Annotated in this window: 3 protein-coding genes; all 3 read left to right on the forward strand. The window is 28.6% G+C overall.

The genetic code is table 11. The annotated features are described in order from the left end of the window. The first annotated feature begins 363 nt into the window (after nt 1-363). From CD126_RS11605 to CD126_RS12200, 3 genes are read left to right on the forward strand one after another with little or no spacing between them, the layout of a single operon-like run. The gene (locus CD126_RS11605) at nt 364-1,356 is read left to right on the forward strand and encodes a replication initiator protein A (RefSeq protein ID WP_002471380.1); all 993 of its coding nucleotides are present in this window, start codon (nt 364-366) and stop codon (nt 1,354-1,356) included. 29 nt (nt 1,357-1,385) lie between these two features. After that, the gene (locus CD126_RS11610; protein ID WP_103370516.1) at nt 1,386-2,087 is read left to right on the forward strand and encodes a zinc ribbon domain-containing protein; all 702 of its coding nucleotides are present in this window, start codon (nt 1,386-1,388) and stop codon (nt 2,085-2,087) included. 20 nt (nt 2,088-2,107) lie between these two features. Continuing rightward, on the forward strand, nt 2,108-2,278 hold the full coding sequence (locus CD126_RS12200) for a hypothetical protein (protein ID WP_169931285.1): 171 nt from the start codon (nt 2,108-2,110) through the stop codon (nt 2,276-2,278). The last annotated feature ends 56 nt before the right edge of the window (nt 2,279-2,334 follow it).

Here is a 2,334-nt window from a genome sequence, read left to right on the forward strand (position 1 = left end):
TTGTTTCTTTCAACTTATACATAATCTCGTTGTTCTTAATTCATTCTTATATATTCTTTGTGTTGTTTGTTACATGTAACATGTTACTCATAAAAAGTTACAAAATAAATTGTTTCTATAGGTATATAAGTGTTATTATTAATTTATAACAAAATAAAAAGAGCAACTATTGGTCGTAGTTGCCCTTAAATGTTTGGTAATAAAACGTTCCCCACGTTTATTTATCTACAATGTTTTGATACCTGTATTATATACTGAATTGTTACTTAGTGCAAGTATTGAAACTAGTAAATAAACACAAATATATATAAAAGCGTTTTATTACCTCTTACCAAATCAAAATACGGAAAGAGGTTTTTTATTATGACTGAAGAAAGATTTAATATCCAACAACAATATAGAGAAAAATTTTATCAACTGCCAAAAGTGTTTTTTACTAATGAGAAATATATGCAATTAAGTAATGATGCTAAAATTGCGTACGCTTTGTTAAAAGACAGATTAGAATTATCAATAAAGAACAATTGGTTTGATGATAATGGCGATATATTTTTCATTTTCACAAATGAAAAACTTAAAGCTATATTAAATTGTCATGATGGTAAATTAACAAAAATTAAAAAAGAGTTATCAAAAAATAATCTTTTAGAACAAGTAAGATGTGGGCAAGGACGACCTAATAAATTATATTTAATGAATCCTGAAGTTACTAAAGAAGACGTTTATGAAATCAAAAAACAAGAAGAAAACATTGATGAGACTTGTCATGACACTGAAATGCGATTTTCGCATTTCAAGAATTGCGAAAATCGCATTTCTAGAAATGCTGAAATCGCACAACAAGAAATGCGAAAATCGCACACTAATGATACTGAACTTAATGACACTGATATTAGTAATACTGATTCTAGTGATACGAATGATATGAATGATGTAAGAGAAGAAAATGTAGAAGCTACAAAACCTAATCATCCAAATCATACGAATCATTTACAACAACAATCCGATGAAGAAGCTTTAAAACATTTAGAACTTCAGGAAATGCCCGAAGATACAAAGAGATATATGAATAACTTTAGTGCTAAAGAAATACAAATCATTAAATCAGTTATTTTAAAAGCTAAGCGTTCGTTTAATGATATGTATGGTGAAGTGTATATGCTTGAAGATATGGATGATGAATTATTTACAGTACTTAAAAGATTCAAAGGTATAATGGTTAAAAAACAAGAAACTGTTGAAGCTATGCAAGGATATTTAATGCGCTCTATTTTGTCCGAATTAGAAGAAATGCGCTCAACGAATATGCGTAGAAAAAACTTTGAAAACAGTCCACTCAACGTATTTAAAACATAAAATACAAGAAAAAAGGGGAATGATAGGCGATGAATTTTTCGTTAGTTAAAAGTTTTTTACCACACATGACAAAAGAGGATATGAGGGTCATTCAAGTTCCGAATTGGTATTTAAGCTATTATAAACGTTTTCCAGAAAAGCTAGAAAACTGTAAATATAAGCATATCAAAGCGATTAACGATTATATAAAACAAGAAAAAGCTCATATTATTGGTATCGATTTAGGTAAATACCATTATTTAACAACTTCAAATATAGATCGATTTTTTGTTTTTGTCGATAAACATAACACGCTCTTCCATCTTTTTAGAAAATACGAGAGACGTATTGCTAATAAGCAATATGATAATAGCGAAGCTTATTCTAAACTGAAAACAGGACTTAAAAGCCATATCAATCAAGTAGTTAACGAAATGTTAGAACAAACGTCCAATCGTTTTCAAACCGTCTTTGCATTAGGTGATCATGGTTCAAGCCATTTATCTTTTCCTAGTTTGGTATTTGACTTGACTTATTTTGCGATTAAGCAGCGAAAAAATGAAAATGACGAAATACTGATCGTTGATGAAAGTTTCACGTCTATTGAATGTCCAATATGCCATGATAGAAATCAGTACAACAGAACTAATAAAAATAAGTTTAAGTGTACAAAATGTGGATTCATACATCAAAACAATGATATTGTAGCTGCTAGCAATATAGCAAAGAAAGGACAATTATTAAATTCTTAATATAAAGGGGGGATAAAATGATGAATAATAAACAAAAAGCGAGGCTAAAACATTACAAAAACTATGATTATCCAAAACAAGCGTATGCTTTCTTTGATCATAAAAAGGTAAAAGTTGTTTTAAATAATGGAGAATCATTTACGGGGTATATTGTTAAAGGGTTCTGTTGCAAAGCTGAATTTATAGTATAATTTTAACAAAAAGGAGTCTTCTGTATGAACTATTTCAGATATAAACAATTTAACAA

It is taken from the genome of Staphylococcus pettenkoferi, assembly GCF_002902685.1.
Lineage (GTDB): Bacteria > Bacillota > Bacilli > Staphylococcales > Staphylococcaceae > Staphylococcus > Staphylococcus pettenkoferi.

What these genes read in the sequence shown, in the direction of transcription:
- CD126_RS11605 (WP_002471380.1), top strand. Translation starts at nt 364, where the DNA reads ATGACTGAAGAAAGATTTAATATCCAACAACAATATAGAGAAAAATTT.
- CD126_RS11610 (WP_103370516.1), top strand. Translation starts at nt 1,386, where the DNA reads ATGAATTTTTCGTTAGTTAAAAGTTTTTTACCACACATGACAAAAGAG.
- CD126_RS12200 (WP_169931285.1), top strand. Translation starts at nt 2,108, where the DNA reads ATGAATAATAAACAAAAAGCGAGGCTAAAACATTACAAAAACTATGAT.